Here is an 18,739-nt window from a genome sequence, read left to right as displayed (position 1 = left end):
CCAAATAATCCTACTGTTAAACCTATAGCTCTAGCACGTCCCATTATATCTCCTCCGATACACTACTTATTAAACGTGATTATACGCTTTACATGCAGATCATGCAAGTTTAATGTTAGTTTTCGGCTCGCCACTTTTCAATTTCTGCGTGATGCCCGTTTAATAGCACCTTGGGCACATTTTGGCCCCTGAACTTTTCGGGTCTGGTGTACTGGGGAAACTCGATCTTTTTATCGTCCTCCTGAAAGGACTCTATCTCAACACTTTTTTCGCCGCCCAACACACCTGGCAGGAGTCTGACAACTGAATCGATAATTACCATAGCCGGCAATTCGCCGCCAGTTAGAACGTAATTACCGACGCAAAACTGCTCGTCTACCCAATTAGTAACCCGCTCATCATAGCCTTCGTAGCGTGGGCAAACGATTATCAGATCATTTGATGCTGCTGCTAGCCTCTTGGCGTCCGATTGCTTGTAGGTTTTGCCGCGAGGCGTAGGCAAAATTACTTTGGCCGATGGCGAGTTAACTTTAGCAAATTCTATAGCTCTAACCAGCGGCTCGATCATCAGAAGCATGCCGTCACCGCCACCGTACGGAGTATCATCAACTTGCCGACGGGGACCCAACCCAAATTGCCTCAGATCTATCAGCTCAAATTCGACTTTAGCTTTGTCTTGAGCCTTCCACATCATACTTTGACCCAAAACACCCTCAAACATCTGCGGGAATAATGTTATTACTTGTATTTTCATTAGTTTCATTATAACATATTGTGATGTTGCGAGATAAAGAGAAGATAAAATTTAGTCCCCAGGAAGCACTTTTAGCTAACGATGGCCTAAATATGTCTGATGAACCAAATCCGAGGGCTTTTACAATAAAGCTCAACCTAGCGATTGATGTTTATAAAACGAATAGTAATCAATTTCTAAAAAAAAGATATCCTCACTTATTTGCTGTAAATAATGATAATGAACAAGATACCGCCGCTACTATTAGCCGCAGACTGCTAGCTGAGATGGTTATGACTAAGTACCACAGCGAGCAGTATTGCCAGCCTGTACTAGAGCTGCCATACGACGAGGTGATCTGGAGCATTCTTTCTAAAGCAATAGATGCGGGTAAAGAAATTAGTAACCATTGGAATGGCACTCCCGAGATCAAGGCAGTACGACGTACCTCCCGGGCTAGACACTTGACTCTTGTAAGGTAATTCTCGCCCTAACTTAAATGACCGCCAGTTCGACAGTCATTTAATCACATAAAGCCCCCATCTGGCTTACTTATTGAACCCGATGGCTCGCAATGAGCTTTGAATTGTTTTTGTTTTTGTTGCCGCTTTTGTTTTTAACGGACGTAATAAATATCCTAACAGACCACGAACACTAGCACAAGCGCTTTATACGTCTTCGGCGCTGAATAACGATTGACGATTAAGGATTAATGAAGTAGATATGGGCTTCAAACCACATTAGCATCTGAGTAACATGCTCTGAGCTAGCGTACGGTTTTTAGCGAGTAACGCAACAAGACGTATTTAATATACGGCGAGTGAGCAACACAGTAAAAAAGCGTTCGATAGCCAGAGAAGTCGGCAGAGTTTGGGACTGCGCCCCAAAGAAGGCCGGCTGGCATGTTGCTCAGATATCGAGGTCGTCGAGATCTTCTAGCTCTTTGCGGGTCTTGGACATAACCGATTCGTGATCTGCTTCATCTTTATCAGAACTTGGTTCTGGCATACCCCAAGCATCATCGCTCGCTTTATTAATGGTATCATTCGATGAGTCATCAGAGACGCTTGTCACCGAATCGTCACTACTGGTTGAATCGTCTGATCCGTAGCTAGAAGAAGAGTCGTTGCTTGCAGAATATCTGCTTTCATCACGAGACGCTCGCTCTGGTCTTGGCTCACCGTTGTCAACAATCTTCAGGTTGTAGCGAGCCTCGTTTTTTGTACCCAATGCCCGCAACAATGTCCTTAGGCTCTGAGCAGTTGCCCCTCTTTTACCGATAACACGGCCGAGATCCTCAGGATCAACAGTGAGTTCCAAGAGCACACCTTTTTCGTCAATGGTCCGCACTAGCTTGACTGCGTCAGGATTACCAACTAGTGACTTTACGATGTATTCGATAAACTGTTCGTCTATAGTTTTGCTCATTATTTTCCCCTTTATTGTAGTAAGTTGTTAGTAGCAAGTAGTAAGCGAGACAAATTAGGCTTCGGTAGCTGGCTCTTCAGCAACTATGGCTTCGGAATCATGTACAGCTTCTTCAGCTGAAGTTTCGGCAACTGGCTCTTCACTTACGGCTGGCTCGGCTGCCACATCTGCTGGCTTGCTTTCTTCTACTTCTTTTTCTTTGGCTGGTTGGTTGCGTCGAAGTTTGTCACTATTCTTGATGCTTTTGCTCTTTTTGTCTGGGGTTGTTACCCATTGCGGCATCTTGATTTTTTGTGAAGCAAAAAGCTTAACGATTCTCTCGCTAGGCTGCGCGCCATTTGCCATAAAACGCTCGGCCTCTTCTTTTTTAATAATTGTTTCTTTGGTGTGTGGGTTATATGAACCCAACTGAGCGATTACTTTGCCGCTGGTTGGAGCGGTGCGCGAATCTTGCACTACAACACGAAATTGTGCGTGCCCGGAGCGACCTGTGCGCTGAAGACGGATTGTTAGCATGTATTTACATACTCCTGTTTAGTTAATAAATAGCAAGCAAATCCTATATACACTCACCTGCTTTTCAAGATGTAATTGTAGCAGAATCGAGCTCTATAGACAAGGGCCGATATCTTTTTGTATCAAGTATTAAGTATCATGTATAAAGTATTATGCATAAATCCTAGATACTAAGCTCTAAACTCTAAACAAATTAAAAAATGAAAAACTGAAAAAACAAAACTCGTAACTCAGTACTCATAACTCAGCACTCACAGCTCACGGCTCTCTGCCTTCTGCTCTCGGCAATTTTCTATAAAAACTATAGACTATAAACCAGAATCTAAAGCCCGCTGCTTCCAAGCGCTTCTTTGGCGGCTTCCTGCTGAGCTGCTTGCTTGCTTGGGCCTTTGCCTTGAGCCCTGAGGCTCTCGCCAACAAAAACGCCAACTGTGAAGACCTTATCGTGATCTGGGCCATCTTCGCTCAAAACTCGATATTGAGGCGTGACACCTTCTTGGCTTTGGACTACTTCTTGATAACGACTCTTAGGATCAAGCCACGCGCCTGTGTGCAGGATTTCTTCGAAGGTACTAAGAATATTCATAGTAATGAACTTCTCAGCAGCTTCGTAGCCTTGATCAAGGTAAATCGCCCCAATCACAGCCTCAAAACAGTTGGCAAGGATCTGAGCTTTTGCTCTGTCCGTTCCCCGTTTTTCACCTCTCGATAATCTCAGAAGTTCAGCAAATCCAAGTCGCTCTGCTGCTGCGCCAATGCTCTCGGTACGGACTAAGCTCGAACGCCAATTGGTCAAAATCCCTTCTGGCTCAGAATAGTTAGAATACAAGAAGTTGGTTACAACGAGCTCCAAAACAGCGTCTCCTAGAAACTCAAGACGCTCATTGTGCTCACTGACAGTTTTCTTATGCTCATTGAGGTAGCTTCGATGAGTAAAGGCCGTCATCAGCAGGCTAACATCTTTAAATGCACCAACTAGCTTGCTGCTGGCAAAATTTTGATACAGATTACTGTCAAGCATTAGAGGCCTGCACTCCTGATCTTTTTAAGCCCAATCAAAATCGCCTTGCCGATATCTTCATATTCTATTTTGTCGAGAGCTTCGTTGACGCTGAACCACCTAATACCGTTCATCCACTCTTCGGGATTAAGCGCATCAGTATCTCCCAGAGCTTGCACCAAGAAAACCTCAGTCGTCATAAGTACTAGGCTTTGATTTCTGCGGTACTGAAAGCTGACCTTATTGAGCCAGCCTATAATCTTCATTTTTTGCAAACCAGTTTCTTCGGTGATTTCTCGCTCGGCAGTCTGACGAGGTGACTCACCTTCCTCGATGTGTCCTTTCGGGATTGTCCATCGGTCTTTCGCATCTGCTGTTAGCAGTATTTCGATTTGATTTGTAGTTTTGTTACGACGAAAAATCACCCCGCCGGCGGTGCGCTCCCTGACCACCTCGTTAATTGCCGGGGCCCTTGTCACAATCTTCTTAAACCTTTGTAGTGGCTTTGGTCTTTTCATCATAAAATATTTACTTCTTGGTGGTTGATTTGGTTTTTTTGACCTTTTTGGCGGTGGTTATGGTAAATTTTGTGCCTTTTTCTTTTTCTTTGAGCAGCGTACCAAGTACACCGTTAATAAATTTGCTCGAATTATCACCACCAAAGGCCTTGGCCAGCTCTACAGCTTCATTGATGACTACCTTCGGCGGCACATCCTTAGTAGTTAGTAGCTCATAGGCAGCCAAACGAAGAGTGGTTCTGTCCATCTTCGCTATCTGATCAATTGGCCATTCTGGCGCAATTGGTTGCAAGATAGCATCCAACTCAGCTTCGTGCTCAGTAACTCCCTGGACTAAGTCTTCTATAAACTTTCGGTCGTCAAGCACCTCGCTATAGCGTAGAATGTTACGATCCAAAACATCAGCATCAACCATCTGCTTATCGCCGCAATCGCGACGAAAATCTACTTCGTAAAGTGTCTGAAGCGCTACGATACGTCCTAAATGACGGTTGGATGCCATTCTGCTAATCCTAACTATTCGTTTTAATTGTTAAACTTTTACTCGGCGCTGCCGGCAGCTAGCTTTTTGCCTGACTGTTTAGCGGTGGTACGTGCTTTTACTGGCGACTTTGAATTGACTGCACGGGCTAGCTCGAGAACCAAATGGCTTCGGCGCATACCTGTACGACGTGAACTGGTTCGTTTCTTGGGTTTACCCACGGTTGAAGTAGCTCCCTTCTTAAAACTGATAAATATTGCGCTCATTATAGCGCTTTTTACTACCTTTTGGCAAGGTCAATAGACTGAACTGGAAACTAGATAGCTACCAAAGCCTTCGCTGAAAACCTAAGCTATTGAATTTCACTGCGCTAGTATCAAGCAAAAACTAGAAATAATTACTGGTTTTGCAAGAAAAAACGTATCACTAACCAGAACTTTTTGACCGCTGCTTCAACTAACAATAAACTATATTACCTAAAGACAGCTCACTACCCCAAAAAAATGAAGAGGTACTTGTTCCCATACCGTAGGCTACCCGAAGTGTTGAGTCGCTTTTTGGACCATAAACCGGTCCATATGTCACAGGGATAGCTCCAGAAATAACTGTTGCGTAATCTCTAGAGATCGCTCCTCCTGAGATAGCGGAGTTCACTAACACTCTTGAGGTTTGCGTCACGCCAGTGGAATTTGATGCACGCGCACGAACTTTCCACAGAGGGCCATAAGCAGAACCAACCAACTCTTTACAAACCCACATTTTCCTGTTGCTCTCATTTATTACTTGCGTCCAGCTATATGCACTTACTACTCTCGGCAGTAATATTGATTGCAACGATACGACAGAAAATAGTACCGCAGCAATTAACTTGTAGTCTAGTTTTAGTGTTCTGCTCAAGGATGCTATTGACATAATATTCTCCCTCTAATTTATAGATTAAGGCTACCATGTTGGTATGTATATTGCAATATCAACGATCAATGCTAAATAGAGTTCATACTTTGAACTTAATTGTATTTATTTTCTCCCTGAGGACGAAAAGTTAGACATAAGATACAATAAACGCGAACGCGGCTGAAGGATAATGCATACAAACCAAAAAATATCGAAAAAGTCAGAGTCTCTATTCACCACTCGTATTGGCAATAAAAATAGAAAAGTTGTCTTTTGGCGACTCTATAAATGATCAGGTATCATAATATCGTGTAGGAGTGAAAACGACTGTATTTTGATCACAGCGCAGACAAAATATCAAAATACATAAAACCCTAGTCCATAAGATCGATCGCCTATCGCCGAAAAATTCAAGGAACAATACTGATAAGCTTCTTAGCCACGTATATGACTTTGCTCGGCTCTTTTCCACCAAGGAATTTAGCAACGTTTGGCTCTGCAAGCGCCAAGGATCTAATATTATGCTCGTCAGAGTCAGAGGAGACTAGTAGCTGTGCGCGAACCTTACCATTCACCTGCACCACAATTGTCATGGTGTCGCTAACTAGGTACTTATCTTCAAATACTGGCCAATGGTCGACGTGAACACTGTCTGTTTCGCCCAATTCATGCCACAGTTCTTCGGTAATATGTGGCGCAAAAGGTGCTAAGAGCTGAGTTAGGGATTTAAGGGCAAACTCCCAGGATTCCTCCGCAGCAAAACCGTCCGTAGCTTTTATTTTGTATAGCTCGTTGACACACTCCATCATAGCCGAAACAGCGGTGTTGAAACTCAGGTTCTGCAGATCGTGGCTCACCTTTTTAATAGTTTTGTGCGCAGAAGCAAGGAGAGTTGATGGTTTATGGTTTATAGTTGATAGAGCTTCTCTTGACTCCTGGCTCCTGACTCCTGACTCTTGCAAATTTTTGGCATCCAAAAATTCTTGGACCAAAGTCCAATAGCGCTGCAAGAACCTGTAAGTGCCTGGCACGCCGTTAGTATTCCAACTGGTATCTTGATCATAAGGGGCAATGAATAGCTCGAATACACGTAAAGCGTCAGCCCCGTAGCCCTGTTCGATAATATCCATTGGGTCGACAGTATTGCCTTTACTTTTGCTCATTTTGGCCCCATTTTCGGCATTGATGTAGCCGTTATAGACAAGCTTTTTGACAGGTTCGATCGTCTTTTTATCCATAAGCCCAGCATCAACTAACACTCGCTGGAAAAAACGAATGTAAAGCAAATGCGCCACAGCATGATCTGCCCCAAAGTAAAAGTCTAGCGGGAACCAATAATTAGCCTTCTCGCTGTCAAAAGCCTTCTCGGTGTTGTGCGGGTCTGTGTAGCGATGCAAATACCAGGTACTGCAGACGTAGCCGTCCATAGTATCAGTCTCACGCTTGCCCATTTTGCCGCACGTAGGGCATGGTGCGTTAACCCAACTCTCTACTCCCGCTAAAACTGAGCTATTATTGCCGTCTGGCACGTAATTGGCTACCTCAGGAAGCTCAACCGGCAGATCACTCTCTGGAACTAGCACCGCTCCATGATCGGGACAATAAATAATAGGAACTGGCGCACCCCAATAACGCTGGCGACTAATCAACCAATCCCGGATTCTGTAATTAACCTTTTCCTCGGCCAACCCTTTTTGTGCCAGCCATTCAATGATTTTGTCCCTAGCAATTTCGCTACGCATTCCAGAAAATTGCTCAGATTTTATCAATATTCCTTCATTCACATAAGGATATTCTTTATTCAAAACCCTTTCAGCTTCTTGCTTGTCCTCTGGCACTACAGTAACTTCTGCCGGGATGTCGTATTTTTTCAAAAATTCAAAATCGCGCTCGTCATGAATATCGCCAAATACTGCGCCCGTACCATAACTGGCCAGTACAAAATCACCAATCCAGATAGGAATTTTCTTATCATTTGCTGGGTTTATTGCATACGAACCGGTGAACACACCTGTTTTTCCCTTATTTTCTTGTCTTTCAAGCTCGGATTTTTTGGACGCAGTTTTTATGTAGTCTTCAATTTCGGCCTTGTGTTCGTCGGTAGTTAACTGTGCTACGAGCTTATGTTCAGGAGCTAGTACTATAAACGCTCCACTAAAAATGGTATCAGCGCGTGTCGTAAACACTTCAAGGAATTTAGCCTCGTTCCTCGTTCCTCGTTCCTCGTTCTGGAGTGCGAATTTTATGAGCGCTCCACGCGAGCGGCCGATCCAGTTCTTCTGCATCGCTTTGATTTTATCTGGCCAGTCCAGATCATCCGTCGCATCCAAGATTTGATCAGCATACTCAGTGATCTTCAAAAACCACTGGCTTACGTCCCTTTTGGTAACTTTGTCGTCCTCAGGACTGTCATGGCGCCAACATTTACCGCTAGCATCGACTTGCTCATCGGCTAACACGGTGTTACATTTTTCGCACCACCATTGAGCTTTCTCAGCCTTATAGGCTAGGCCCCGACTGTACATCAGCCCAAAAACCCACTGAGTCCATTTGTAATAACTTGGGTCACTCGTCGTAAACTCACGGCTCCAGTCGTAGCTCATAGCTAGCGCCTGAAGCTGTTTTTTGAAATAAACAGTGTTTTGAGCTGTCGATACAGCCGGTGGCGTACCGGTCTTGATTGCATAGTTTTCGGCCGGCAAACCGAAGGCGTCCCAAGCCATAGTATGAAGAGTATTGTAGCCCTTTTGGCGATAAAAACGAGCGACAACGTCAGCTATAGCATAGTTACGAACATGCCCGGTGTGCATGGCCGAGCCACTTGGGTATGGCAGCATAGGTGTAGCATAAATCTTAGGCTTTTGGGCGCCATCTACTGCTTCATAGACTTTGTCTTCTGCCCAGCGCGCCTGCCATTTAGGCTCGATGCTTTTCGGATCATACCTCTTCATAAGAGTTATTTTACCATATCTGTTACCTGTCTGAATTAAACCAGGATATCCATTGGCAAAATCAAGATCGAGCCAGTTGCTTAGTCAAGGTACTCGCTTGTTTGATTTGCTGACTCAGCTGCCAAGTCTCCATAGCTTCCCGCCTAAGAGGATGGGCTTCGGACTTTTGGGCTCTAACGGCCTCCCAACCACTTCGTACTAGGTTACAGCCATATTCTAGTTCCTTGATAATCGAGGCCGGCAGAATTATTCTGGCGAGGTATGGCCCAAGCCACTTCAATCTATCTTCAGCAAATTTACTTAGATTAGTATCGATTTCGCTAACTCTTTGTAAGCCAGATTTCGTAGTCACCAAAGAGTCGATCGGTGCCCGATACTTATGCGAAGGCAACCCTACCCAGAGCTCACCCGTTTTATCATACTTTGATTCTAGGCTGGCATTAACTGTCGGCTTTGGCCTGTTTACGCTTTTTTCAATCGATACACCTTGGATTTTGACGGGTCCGCCGTACACCTCATCATCATTCTGCACCGGCTGCATTGCTTGTTTTATTTCCGTAGCCAAGTTGGCAGCTACATTTTGAATATTCAACACAAAAGAATCTCGGTCAGCGAGGCCATACCATTCAGACTGTGAGTTATGAAGGTGATCGGTAGGAAGATTGGTTTGGAAGTCGCGGTATAAGCCTGTTGGCTCTAGGAATCTATATTTATCAGACCAGGATAAAAGCTCTTCCACAATGTGATGTGCGGCGTCGCCCCAATGTTCCGCTAAATGCCTAACCGACAGTTGGTAAAGTAGTCTCGCGGCATCTACATCATTAAAAGCCATTCGCTCTTCAACTCCGTTTTTCCCATTAACCTCGACTCTGACCAACGAATCAGCGGCGTCACGTACAAGCTTATGATCTACCAAATAAAGTCCTTCAATTAATGTAAACGGTGTACGATCGGCGTTCCCATCTGGTCTTGGGCACTCTATAATGTCGTGCCTCCTTGGGTTATTAGGATTAGCTAACAACTCAAGAGTTAAGGGCGAGCCTGCCAGTCGACCATCTTCTTCCATGAGCTCATTGTGTTTTAGATCTTCATATAGCCCGCTACGGCGAATATAGTCCCATAGCTTATCATCCCGAGCCGACTGCTTGTCGTAATCCCCAACCAGTTGATCACCAAGCCTATGCGAATCAATTGTTACGTTTAGATCACTTAGCATAACCTGTACAATCTGCTCAAAAGTTGCGCCAAGCTTAGCGGCCATTACTGCGCTTTCCAGTAGCGTCGTAAGTCTGTCCATGCTGCCAGCGCCATCACGCGTCTCAAATTTTTCCGGCATCGAGAGTTGCCTTATGTCTATTAAATGAAACTGGTGATCAACCAACGCTGTTACAAAACTGCCTGCCCGCTTGTCCCCAAAACCGTTTTCTAAGTCAATCCGTTCATCATACAAAACACTATTGAGGTACATCCTGCCATCTAGGACTTCTATCGAGGACTGCGGATAATCGTCAAACCTCTTTGCTGGTCCAATCTTTGGGGTTTTATATAACCCATCTTTAAAGTCTATGCCCCTCATACTTTAAAGATAGTATCCAAAAAAACACCTACACTCAACCATAAGCGTCTTTAATTATTGATGTGTTTTCTCCAACAACTACCGTAGCTCGATACCTTAGGGCCACGACATAGTAAATATTGAGCTCAGACTAAGACGGTTTTAGTAAAAATCATAATTATTTTCAGTTGATCTTATTTCTGATATAGCCTAGAGTACCGAGTACTTTTATCGAATTGTTACCCGTCGGTGCTTAAGCACCTAATCGTTTACGAGTGCTCACCCAATGAAAACGGACTTGAGTTGGATCTTTACTTGCAGTATTACCAGTCATCTTTACTTCGGCGCGTGCTAAGTGTTTCTTACCATTAATTTTCTTTACAACGCTTAGAAACTCTTGGGCAAGATTATCGAAATCATAGTCGTTCATTTGGGCGAATTTAGATTTGTAGGTCTCGAGCGTTTCTGCAAGATTTAGTCCCAACTCAGCGCTGTCGATTAAATCTCTAAGAAGCAGTACCTGAACATATGACCAGTTACGAAGTCCTAGGTTCGATACTAGAATCGGTCTAGTATCTTCAAGCCTATCTATCCAGTGCTTGGCGTCGGCTTCTGCAGGGCTTAGTATAGCTTCAGTTGACTTTTCGCTAGGTGCTACCTCGACAATGCTTTTAAATATCGCCCCATACTTATTACCAGACCTTCTACTGGTACGTTCTGCTTGACATACCCAAGGATTCCCCAGCCCAAGTTTTCCCGTAAAAGCATTTAGCTGGCTCACGGCACCCGGCACTAAGCCAGTTGCCCTAACCCCATAATCTTTAAGCTTTTGATCTGAGACATACTCGTCAGGACTGGCGAGCGTTGCAAGTGCAACCATTTCACAGGTTATGCCGCCCAACAATAGCTCACCGCCGCCTACTAACAGCTTGCTATTTCCGATATTATCTTTGTTAAGCGTAATTGGTAATTTCGGCTTACCCAAAACCTCTAAATATGCAAAAATAGGTAGCTCTGGAAGTGGAATTTTGGGTCTCATGAATCAATAATACCGCTGAACATATTTATATGCACAAGCGCTATAATTTAGTTAGCCAGTTGCGGTGCTTGGCTGAGCGGCCATGCAGGATATCGGAGTGAAGTTTCTGAATCTTTAACGCAATATCACCCAACTTACCATGCCCAACTTTGCGACCATCTATCTCTGTAATCGGGGCAATCAAAGCGCTTGTGCCAGTCGCAAAAACCTCGTCGGCCACGTAGAGCTCGGTTAAGTCTACTTGCCGCTCCCTCACCTTAATACCAAATTCTTCGCGTGCAATCTGGATAATTGACTTTCGATTAATCCCCTCAAGCAAGTCGCTAGTTGTATCGGGTGTAATCAGCTCTTCGTGCCGGATCAAAAAAATGTTTGCTGCCGAAAGCTCACAAACGTGCCCGTGGCTGTCTAGAAAAATGCAGTCATCGTAGCCGCTATCTAGGGCGTCCTGCTTGGCCAGCACAGAGTTGACATAAGCGCCGTTAACCTTAGCTCGAGACGGAATCGCGAAGTCTGGAATCCGCCGCCAAACGCTTGTTTTTAGTCTGGCGCCGTCTTGTGGCAAGATGGGGTTAGCGTCGTAAACAAAAATACTAAGTACTGTTTCTAGCCCGCGCGAGCGTGTACCAGCAATCTCACTTGAAACGTGAATTGTCGCCCGCACAAAAACGTCTTTGTCTACCGAATTTGCATCAATCAGTTTGCGGCAAGCAGCTTCGAACTTCGGGTAAGTCCATTTTTCTTCAAAGCCATCAATCCCGATAATCCGCGCTGAGTTTTTGAGCCTCTTAAAATGCTCATCGAGCCTAAAAGCAAACTTTTCGCCTTTTTCACCGATGCATACTGGAAATACTGTGTAGACACTCAAACCATACAGGACTGCGGAGCTAGCAATGCTAAGGCTGGCGCTATCCGCCTCAACCAGCTCTTTCCCAAACCAAACTTTTTTATACATCATAGCCATTATTCTTACTCAACCAGTCTTACAAATTCGTGAACAAGCTGCGGCATACTAAAACCGACAGCTCGAGCTGATTTGGGATAAAAACTTTCTTTAGTCATACCTGGAAGAGTGTTGATTTCTAACACAAATGGCTTTAAATCCTTATCTAGCATGATGTCTGTTCGAGATAGGTGTTTACAACCCGTAAGATGATGAACCCTCAGCGCTAGCTCTTCCAACTCTCGCTGTTTATCAATAGACAGCATCGAATCAGGAATTGGTACTATCTCTTGGCTCAGTCCGTTATACTTGTTCTCATAGTCAAATTCACTTCCTTCTGGCGGGATGGCAAGAATAGACGGCAGTACCTTTTTTCCTAAAACAGGCACACTTACTTCAGAACCGACTATCAGCTGCTCTACTAACATGGTTTTGTATTTTGTTAATAGCTTACGGCACTGTTCAAGCTTTTCCTTATCTCGCTCTTGCCGTACTACTACTGTGTCTAGACTTGAGCCGTTATTGATTGGTTTCATAACAAATTTTGACCTCGTCAGCTCACAGTCATCAAAGTTACTGGCGGAAACTACGCAATATTTGGGCATCGTAATACCGTGACTCTCGAGCAGCTCGTGAGTTTTGACTTTATCGAAGGTTAAAGCTGAAACAGCGCTATCCGAGCCTAGAAATTTGGCATTAAGAGCTTCGAGCTTTCCTTGAATTACGCCGTCCTCAGCGCCTACACCATGCATAGCAATTATTACTAGATCGGCGGCACGAACGGCACTCGCAAGCCCTTCGTCACCATTTACCGGATTATACTTAGAAACTTCGTAGCCCGCTTCGGCAGCCGCATTGCAGATATTTTCAGCAGACAGCTCAGAGATGTCTTTTTCGGGCGAGTCGCCGCCGTGCAATACTAAAAGCTTCATAATCATATTTTAACCCACCAAACGTAGTGTTTTAGCCTTTTTCTTTAGCCAAGCCGGGCTTTGCCTTACTAGTCTGCTGGCGTCTTCTTTGTTTTGCAGCAGTTGTTTTACAGCCTCTTCGGCAAAAACACCGTTTTGCGAGCCTTTGAGTAATACTACTTTTTTGCCTTTGGCCCGCTTTAGCTCAGTTCTGAGCACGTCGGCGGCTTGGCTCGGCGTTTGGGTACGAACGACTTTACAGCCACGCTTCTCGGCCGCTACTGCCGCAAATTTATTGGCGTCAGGGCCAAGAGTTACAACTACTTGCAGCTTCTTGGGATCACAGTACATACCGATTCTAGTGTGCTCGTCTGCGGAGCTAGCCCCCAGCTCGTTCATGTTACCGAGTAGAAGTAGCCTTACACAGTTTTTCTGCTGGTACAAAAAGTCTAACGCAGCAATATAAGCTTCTGGACTAGCATTGTAAGTATCGTCTACCAAGATGCCATCACAAACACCCCTCAGAAGTTGCATTCTCCCAGCTTGTGGAGCAAGTTTGGCTAGTCCCGCCTCAGTAGCAACCTTACCAATGCCCACTTTTTCCGCTACCCAGACGGCCGCTGCTGCAGTTTGCCTTCCCTGCTCGCCTAGCACTTTTGGCTTGGTTTTATATTTATCTAAAATCTGCACTGAATACCAATTGACGTCTTTGATGCCTAGATACTTATCTGGCACTAGGTGCTCATTGCAGGCCACGCTTTCAGCAAAATCGAAAACAGCAAGCTCCTCTTCTGCAACAGATTCAATCGTTCCAAAAAACTCCATGTGCTCTGGCGCAATCGCCGTCACAACCGCGATATGAGGCTTTAGATAGGCGAAGTCAGCAATCTCGCCAGGTTTATCGGTACCTAGCTCAAGTACAAGCGTATCGAACTCAGGATTTCTGCTGAGGGTTAGTTCGTTTTTTATTACAATTCTGATCCATGCGAAGGGGTTGAGCAACGTTTCGGGCAAGTCATGACCAAAGACCGAACAAGGCACTCCAACATCGGTGTTGTAGTTGTGTCGTGTAGCTCTTACCCGCTTAGTGGCAGCCAGCATTGTGGCGATAGCCTGAGTGGTAGAGGTCTTGCCGACGCTACCAGTAACCACGATCACCAAAGGCTTCCACTTTTCCAATAATCTCTCAGTTTGAAGTTGGAGAATTTTGGCAATTACTCTTCGCATCAGCTACCTTGTTCAATTTGACTGAAAGTCATCTAGGAGTGATTGTTCTTGCTGGGTCAATGAACTACTAGATCCGCCAGTAAACTGGCTGAAAAGCTCCATAATATTTCGAGCTCCACTTGGTTTTTCTGGTTTAACGTCGTCTTTACTTGGTTCTGTCTCTAGCTTCATATTAGCTTTAACCCCGCTAGCCCCTCCCATGTCTGCGTCAAACGCAACCGTCATTTTACCGCTTGCGCGGTTGATTGTGTCACTCAAACTAAACTTAATCTGTGTGTTGTCGCTGTCTGTACCATCTGCCTTGAGATAGAATGGAAAATCATCGCCCCCGGTATAATTTAACCCGATATTGATCACTCCCTTACCATCACTGTCGTTATTGTCATCAGTGAAGCGAATATTACGGACATACTTGAGTGACTTATCCGCCCAAACTTCGGCACGATATTCCTCAGGCTTCATGCTTTCTATAGTCTTAAAAATATCGTCAAGCTTCAAGGAATCATCAACCGTAGAACCATTTGCTTCAATCAAATCCTTTAGCTTTGTGTCTTTGACTGCCTGCTTCATGGCGGTAAGAAATGCTTTCATGTTTTCTTTCTGTGGCTCTACGACATACTTGACGCTTGCTCGACCCTCGAAGTCTTCACTAACTGGCTCTCCGGTACGCTTGACAATTGATTTAGCTTCATCAGTAGTGAAAACATACTGCGCCATAACATCAGCGAACTTTTCACGGATATTCTTGATGTCCTGTTCGTTCATTGTGACATTTGCTGCCTTTGGAACGTCAGTAGCCTGTAGGGCTTGTTGAGCGCCCTGAGCCAGCAGTGTGTGGTCAGCAAAAAACCACTTGTCCTCTACTTGAGTCAATAATCCTGGGCCAATTTGCGCTACCTGCGGCACAGAGGCCAAGCCCTTTACTTTAAAATAAACGTCTGGGTATTCAGAGCCTTCGGCCTTGATTGTGTTGAGGTTAAAATCTACCTTAGAGCCTACAGCACTAACACTCCCAGAAACAGAAGAATTAAGATCCTTGGTTTTTCCTTCAAAAGATGCGCTAGCTCCAGTTGGTTTATCGAGATTGAATGAACCCTTGAAATTTGCCCCACCACTAGCAAGCTTATCGACAGCATTAAATGCCTTCAGGCCTTTAGCAGTGTTTTGCATTGAGGTTTTCCAGATGTTTTCAGGGCTATTCAGAACTACCGACTGATAAGCAAACGCACCTCCGCCTAAAAGCAGAACGGCCACAAGACCACCGATCAAGAATTTTTTAGACTTTGGTTTTTTGGGAACCACCGGAGGGCTTGTCGCCTCCGCTGACGTAGTTTGCAGTGGCTGCTCGTTAGGTTTATTTTCGTCCATAACACCTCCCTTATATATCTAACTTAATCTTAGCTTAACATTAAAGTAAGCGAAAGAGGATTTATTTTTGAAGCTTAGTCAGTCTATTCTGCAGCTCGCTAAAGTTGATGGCTGATTTCGTCGCGGGATTAACAACTACTTGCGCTCCATAATCGCGGTAGGACTCAAATGACGGCCCGTTATTACCTGATTGAGGATAGGCGACTTTGCGCACAATGTTGGCCCCGTCAATTGCAATCTGTATTTTGAGACTGCTGCTACCGTCATATTGAGTCGGATCTAGATTGGACGACTCACCAAAGCCGATTTTTTGGTAAATTTCTTGTAACACGCTAACGTATGCACGGGCATTCAGAGTCGCGTTGTAGACAGTTAGATTATTCTGATGGTCTTCGGCGGCAGATTGATAATCTACCTCGTAAGCACCAGTTGCTCTTAGTTTACCCACCATTTCTTGGGCGGTTGCTTCGTCAAGGTTTGCGAATGGGATCGTCTGAATATATGCACCTGACAGCCTATCTTTGAGGTCGTTCTCTGAATAATCCGAGCTATCACGCTTAGCCCAAACACCATTTATTGGGCTGAAATCGAAACTGCTACCATCCGGTTTTTTCTCATTACTTCTAATCGAATCGTAGCGGACGTAGGCATCCTTAGGGGTCGTAAGCGTACGGGTAACCACATCAGAGCTGGTCTGTGTGTCGATTCGTTGGTGAGTTTCTGTCTTAGTTTCAGTGTAAGCAAGCGGCGTGAAAGTAAGTCGAGTATTTATCTTACTCTCTCCATTTGGGTTATCTGTAACTACTTCCTTGACCACGCTAGATGTACGCAAGCCATTCTCGATGGCCGCCCAGAAGCGACGTTCTTTAGTCCAATACAGTCTTGTATACCACAAAGATGCGCTAACGATACCTAAAACTAGCCCAGTTACAATTAATAAACTTGCCACCCTCTTTTTCGACATTTTAATCATAATGTTATTGTAACAGACGTTTTGCTAAACATAATAAACACGTTATCAAGTTTCGACTTTAAACCGGTGTTACTCTATCAAAACTGATATACCTGCTTACCTGGGCTCCCATAAATTTTGATCTATTTACACCACCAGATAAAGTACGTGGAGTCTCAGCAATAGCGCCATTTACTGCTTCTTTTATTACTTGCCGTCTAAGTGCTTGTTCTGTTATTTCTTTGATACACTCTGGAGTATTCATAAAAATTCCTTAATGTTCCGACTTGGTGGAGCATAAGGGATTCGAACCCTTGACCTCTTCCATGCCATGGAAGCGCGCTAGCCAACTGCGCCAATGCCCCAGATACTTAGCCTATTTTAACAGATGTGCACTTATTAAAAAAGATTCACTTTTTTGGTGAATCTTTTTTAATTGAGTAGTCGGGTGTGCCCACCCGGCTCGGGTTTTTTGTTTTTAATAATTTTTGTTTACTCGAGCCATTTGACATCCGACTCCTAAAAGGTATTTTGCCATAAGCATAAGCAAAGTGTCAAACAATTATAAATGTTAGTGTGCTATTGACACTATTTAATTTTGAGAGTACACTCCCTGTTAGGAGCATTTATTTTTAAACAGGAGGAGCTAAAATATGGAAACTTTACAGCATAAAATAATTAATGAGCTTGGCGTAAAGCCAGAGATAGACCCTGTTGAAGAAATTGCAGACAGGACTTTATTTTTAGAACAGTACCTTGATAAGTCTGGAATGAATGGTTACGTTTTAGGCATATCTGGCGGGCAAGACTCGCTACTGGCGGGTATGTTAGCGCAACGAGCTGTCATGAATTTACACGAACGTACTGGTAAAAATGTAACTTTTCACCCCGTTTTATTGCCGTACGGAACTCAGACCGACAGATATGATGCCGAATTAGCCTGTAAGGTCATAGATTCTGAGATTACGCCGCACGATTTCGATATCAGAAGCGCAACAGATGCATTAGCAAAAACTTTTGCAAGCAGTGAAAATTTGGAGCTGCCCGATTATCATAAAGGTAATGTCAAGGCTAGAATGCGCATGATAGCCCAGTACGCCATAGCTGGTCAGTATGGTTTATTAGTGATTGGCACGGACCATGCTGCCGAAGCGGCAGTTGGCTTCTTTACTAAGTTTGGTGACGGCGGAGCTGATGTGTTACCACTATCTGGTCTTAATAAACGTCAAGGCCGCCAATTATTGCAAGAGCTTGGTGCCCCCAAGATTTTTGTTAGCAAACGGCCAACGGCAGATCTTTTGGATAATAAACCAGCTCAGGCAGACGAGGATGAACTGGGCTTAACATATGATCAGTTAGATGACTACCTAGAAGGTAAAAAGGTTAGCACTTCTGTTGCTTCTAGGATAGAACAACATTTTTTGAAGACCGAACACAAGAGAAGCTTGCCTCGGGCCTACACTGATTTATTGATTGCACGCTAAAGTGATGTAAGCTAAGTGTATGCACTACGCTAATACATACATACCACCAACTCTTACAGTCGATGCTGTGATATTCCAACTAACTAATCACAAGCTTGAGGTAATGTTGATAAAAAGAAGCAACGCCCCCTTTAAGGGTAGCTGGGCCTTGCCCGGAGGATATAATCCAGCAGGCGAAACAACTAAAGAAGCCTTGAGAAATATAGTCAACCGCAAAGCCGGAACAGATGTCTTAAAAAACCTAAGATACATCGAACAGCTCTATACTTTTGATACCGTCGCCCGTGACCCCCGCGGCCACGCCGTATCAGTTACCTATATGGGCTGCGGAACGAATATCGCACACTCTGGAGGCAGCGAAGAAACGTCATTTTTTGCTGTCGATGAATTACCGCCACTGGCATACGACCACCAAAAAATTATTGCCTACGCTCGTGAAAGGTTGGCAGCCAAGCTAACTTACACTAATGCCGTATATGGGCTATTACAGCCAAAATTCACACTGACTGAACTGCAAAAGTCTTACGAAGCAGTATTTGGCAGAGAACTAGATAAGCGTAATTTTCGCAAAAAGTTTTTAAGCCTAAATCTAATCAAGGAAACCAATGAAATAAGTAAAAGTGGCGCCCACCGCCCGGCACGCCTGTTTGAGTTCAATAGCAAATCACTCGATACACTATCCAGAAGCTTCGATTAGCTATCAAAACTATCTTTTTACTTAAATTTTCCAGCTAGCTTC

20 protein-coding genes and 1 tRNA gene are annotated in these 18,739 nt (G+C 44.4%); 3 read left to right on the top strand and 18 right to left on the bottom strand.

Features of this window, described 5'->3' with window-relative positions; all coding sequences use genetic code 11:
* Positions 1-115: 115 nt before the first annotated feature.
* On the bottom strand, positions 116-763 hold the full coding sequence (gene trmD / locus IPO96_04035) for a tRNA (guanosine(37)-N1)-methyltransferase TrmD (protein QQS64713.1): 648 nt from the start codon (positions 761-763) through the stop codon (positions 116-118).
* A 14-nt stretch (positions 764-777) separates the two neighbouring features.
* Here trmD and IPO96_04030 point away from each other — a divergent pair, with 14 nt between their 5' ends.
* Positions 778-1,215, top strand: a complete 438-nt coding sequence (locus tag IPO96_04030) for a hypothetical protein (protein ID QQS64712.1) — start codon at positions 778-780, stop codon at positions 1,213-1,215.
* Positions 1,216-1,642: 427 nt separating this feature from the next.
* Here IPO96_04030 and IPO96_04025 read toward each other — a convergent pair whose 3' ends face one another.
* The 17 genes from IPO96_04025 to IPO96_03945 all read right to left on the bottom strand — a co-directional run bounded on the left by IPO96_04025 (position 1,643) and on the right by IPO96_03945 (position 16,881).
* Entirely contained in the window at positions 1,643-2,149 is a 507-nt protein-coding gene (locus tag IPO96_04025) for a KH domain-containing protein (GenBank protein ID QQS65417.1), read from the bottom strand.
* Between the two features lie 66 nt (positions 2,150-2,215).
* Positions 2,216-2,677 (bottom strand): 30S ribosomal protein S16, encoded by a 462-nt coding sequence (gene rpsP, locus IPO96_04020; GenBank protein ID QQS64711.1) that lies wholly within the window; start codon positions 2,675-2,677, stop codon positions 2,216-2,218.
* Between the two features lie 322 nt (positions 2,678-2,999).
* A complete protein-coding gene (gene rnc / locus IPO96_04015) occupies positions 3,000-3,698 on the bottom strand; it encodes a ribonuclease III (protein QQS64710.1) in 699 nt (232 codons plus the stop codon).
* Positions 3,698-4,198 (bottom strand): NUDIX domain-containing protein, encoded by a 501-nt coding sequence (locus IPO96_04010; GenBank protein ID QQS64709.1) that lies wholly within the window; start codon positions 4,196-4,198, stop codon positions 3,698-3,700. The genes rnc and IPO96_04010 overlap by 1 nt, the downstream gene beginning before the upstream one ends.
* A 7-nt stretch (positions 4,199-4,205) precedes the next feature.
* A complete protein-coding gene (gene nusB, locus IPO96_04005; GenBank protein ID QQS64708.1) occupies positions 4,206-4,697 on the bottom strand; it encodes a transcription antitermination factor NusB in 492 nt (163 codons plus the stop codon).
* Positions 4,698-4,735: 38 nt separating this feature from the next.
* Positions 4,736-4,942, bottom strand: a complete 207-nt coding sequence (locus IPO96_04000) for a 50S ribosomal protein L32 (protein ID QQS64707.1) — start codon at positions 4,940-4,942, stop codon at positions 4,736-4,738.
* A 190-nt stretch (positions 4,943-5,132) separates the two neighbouring features.
* Complete coding sequence (locus tag IPO96_03995; GenBank protein ID QQS64706.1) at positions 5,133-5,588, bottom strand: hypothetical protein; 456 nt, start codon at positions 5,586-5,588, stop codon at positions 5,133-5,135.
* A gap of 392 nt (positions 5,589-5,980) precedes the next feature.
* Positions 5,981-8,521, bottom strand: a complete 2,541-nt coding sequence (locus tag IPO96_03990) for a leucine--tRNA ligase (protein ID QQS64705.1) — start codon at positions 8,519-8,521, stop codon at positions 5,981-5,983.
* 61 nt (positions 8,522-8,582) lie between these two features.
* Entirely contained in the window at positions 8,583-10,097 is a 1,515-nt protein-coding gene (locus IPO96_03985; protein ID QQS64704.1) for a hypothetical protein, read from the bottom strand.
* A gap of 232 nt (positions 10,098-10,329) precedes the next feature.
* Positions 10,330-11,115, bottom strand: coding sequence for a hypothetical protein (locus tag IPO96_03980; GenBank protein ID QQS64703.1), 786 nt, complete (start codon positions 11,113-11,115; stop codon positions 10,330-10,332).
* Between the two features lie 40 nt (positions 11,116-11,155).
* Positions 11,156-12,079, bottom strand: a complete 924-nt coding sequence (locus IPO96_03975) for an aminotransferase class IV (GenBank protein QQS64702.1) — start codon at positions 12,077-12,079, stop codon at positions 11,156-11,158.
* 5 nt (positions 12,080-12,084) lie between these two features.
* Positions 12,085-12,990: an ATP-grasp domain-containing protein gene (locus IPO96_03970; protein QQS64701.1), complete on the bottom strand. Its 906-nt coding sequence runs from the start codon at positions 12,988-12,990 to the stop codon at positions 12,085-12,087.
* Between the two features lie 9 nt (positions 12,991-12,999).
* The gene (locus IPO96_03965) at positions 13,000-14,196 is read right to left on the bottom strand and encodes a hypothetical protein (protein QQS64700.1); all 1,197 of its coding nucleotides are present in this window, start codon (positions 14,194-14,196) and stop codon (positions 13,000-13,002) included.
* Between the two features lie 12 nt (positions 14,197-14,208).
* On the bottom strand, positions 14,209-15,564 hold the full coding sequence (locus IPO96_03960) for a hypothetical protein (protein QQS64699.1): 1,356 nt from the start codon (positions 15,562-15,564) through the stop codon (positions 14,209-14,211).
* Positions 15,565-15,625: 61 nt separating this feature from the next.
* Entirely contained in the window at positions 15,626-16,537 is a 912-nt protein-coding gene (locus tag IPO96_03955) for a hypothetical protein (protein QQS64698.1), read from the bottom strand.
* Between the two features lie 58 nt (positions 16,538-16,595).
* Complete coding sequence (locus IPO96_03950; protein QQS64697.1) at positions 16,596-16,781, bottom strand: hypothetical protein; 186 nt, start codon at positions 16,779-16,781, stop codon at positions 16,596-16,598.
* A 23-nt stretch (positions 16,782-16,804) separates the two neighbouring features.
* Positions 16,805-16,881 (bottom strand) — tRNA-Ala (locus IPO96_03945).
* 288 nt (positions 16,882-17,169) lie between these two features.
* On the opposite strand from IPO96_03945, the gene nadE reads away from it, so the two are divergent.
* The gene (nadE, locus tag IPO96_03940; GenBank protein ID QQS64696.1) at positions 17,170-18,000 is read left to right on the top strand and encodes an ammonia-dependent NAD(+) synthetase; all 831 of its coding nucleotides are present in this window, start codon (positions 17,170-17,172) and stop codon (positions 17,998-18,000) included.
* 19 nt (positions 18,001-18,019) lie between these two features.
* Positions 18,020-18,697 carry an NUDIX hydrolase gene (locus IPO96_03935; GenBank protein QQS64695.1) on the top strand — a complete coding sequence of 226 codons (678 nt, stop codon included), beginning with the start codon at positions 18,020-18,022 and terminating at the stop codon, positions 18,695-18,697.
* The last annotated feature ends 42 nt before the right edge of the window (positions 18,698-18,739 follow it).

The sequence above is a fragment of the Candidatus Saccharibacteria bacterium genome, from assembly GCA_016700315.1.
Classification (GTDB): Bacteria; Patescibacteriota; Saccharimonadia; order Saccharimonadales; family SZUA-47.
The sequence above is the reverse complement of the archived record's forward strand: the minus strand, read 5'-3'. Positions and strand labels throughout refer to the sequence as shown.

Bases quoted from the DNA above. Each gene is read 5' to 3' on its own strand.
- IPO96_03960 (QQS64699.1), bottom strand. From the start codon at position 15,564: ATGGACGAAAATAAACCTAACGAGCAGCCACTGCAAACTACGTCAGCG.
- IPO96_04000 (QQS64707.1), bottom strand. From the start codon at position 4,942: ATGAGCGCAATATTTATCAGTTTTAAGAAGGGAGCTACTTCAACCGTG.
- IPO96_03975 (QQS64702.1), bottom strand. From the start codon at position 12,079: ATGGCTATGATGTATAAAAAAGTTTGGTTTGGGAAAGAGCTGGTTGAG.
- IPO96_03950 (QQS64697.1), bottom strand. From the start codon at position 16,781: ATGAATACTCCAGAGTGTATCAAAGAAATAACAGAACAAGCACTTAGA.
- IPO96_03995 (QQS64706.1), bottom strand. From the start codon at position 5,588: ATGTCAATAGCATCCTTGAGCAGAACACTAAAACTAGACTACAAGTTA.
- trmD (QQS64713.1), bottom strand. From the start codon at position 763: ATGAAACTAATGAAAATACAAGTAATAACATTATTCCCGCAGATGTTT.
- IPO96_04030 (QQS64712.1), top strand. From the start codon at position 778: ATGTTGCGAGATAAAGAGAAGATAAAATTTAGTCCCCAGGAAGCACTT.
- IPO96_03965 (QQS64700.1), bottom strand. From the start codon at position 14,196: ATGCGAAGAGTAATTGCCAAAATTCTCCAACTTCAAACTGAGAGATTA.
- nusB (QQS64708.1), bottom strand. From the start codon at position 4,697: ATGGCATCCAACCGTCATTTAGGACGTATCGTAGCGCTTCAGACACTT.
- IPO96_03985 (QQS64704.1), bottom strand. From the start codon at position 10,097: ATGAGGGGCATAGACTTTAAAGATGGGTTATATAAAACCCCAAAGATT.
- rpsP (QQS64711.1), bottom strand. From the start codon at position 2,677: ATGCTAACAATCCGTCTTCAGCGCACAGGTCGCTCCGGGCACGCACAA.
- IPO96_03955 (QQS64698.1), bottom strand. From the start codon at position 16,537: ATGATTAAAATGTCGAAAAAGAGGGTGGCAAGTTTATTAATTGTAACT.
- IPO96_03970 (QQS64701.1), bottom strand. From the start codon at position 12,990: ATGAAGCTTTTAGTATTGCACGGCGGCGACTCGCCCGAAAAAGACATC.
- rnc (QQS64710.1), bottom strand. From the start codon at position 3,698: ATGCTTGACAGTAATCTGTATCAAAATTTTGCCAGCAGCAAGCTAGTT.
- IPO96_04010 (QQS64709.1), bottom strand. From the start codon at position 4,198: ATGATGAAAAGACCAAAGCCACTACAAAGGTTTAAGAAGATTGTGACA.
- IPO96_03980 (QQS64703.1), bottom strand. From the start codon at position 11,115: ATGAGACCCAAAATTCCACTTCCAGAGCTACCTATTTTTGCATATTTA.
- IPO96_03935 (QQS64695.1), top strand. From the start codon at position 18,020: ATGCACTACGCTAATACATACATACCACCAACTCTTACAGTCGATGCT.
- nadE (QQS64696.1), top strand. From the start codon at position 17,170: ATGGAAACTTTACAGCATAAAATAATTAATGAGCTTGGCGTAAAGCCA.
- IPO96_03990 (QQS64705.1), bottom strand. From the start codon at position 8,521: ATGAAGAGGTATGATCCGAAAAGCATCGAGCCTAAATGGCAGGCGCGC.